Raw genomic sequence first — 205 nt, 5'->3', positions numbered from 1 at the left:
CCCCTTCGTCTAGAGGCCTAGGACATCACCCTTTCACGGTGAGTACGGGGGTTCGAATCCCCCAGGGGACGCCAGATTTTGATATCTGTGCTGTCACCCAGCAAGCAGCACAGGTATGAAGCAGTACGTTGTCCCCTTCGTCTAGAGGCCTAGGACATCACCCTTTCACGGTGAGTACGGGGGTTCGAATCCCCCAGGGGACGCC

General features: G+C 58.0%; 1 tRNA gene. It reads left to right on the top strand.

Going from position 1 to position 205, the window contains the following annotated elements:
- Positions 1-130 precede the first annotated feature (130 nt).
- Positions 131-203, top strand: a tRNA-Glu gene (locus HWE04_RS24415).
- The last annotated feature ends 2 nt before the right edge of the window (positions 204-205 follow it).

The sequence above is a fragment of the Herbaspirillum sp. C7C2 genome (assembly GCF_022627865.1).
GTDB classification, from domain to species: Bacteria; Pseudomonadota; Gammaproteobacteria; order Burkholderiales; family Burkholderiaceae_D; genus Herbaspirillum; species Herbaspirillum frisingense.
This window is presented reverse-complemented; position numbering and strand designations above follow the sequence as displayed.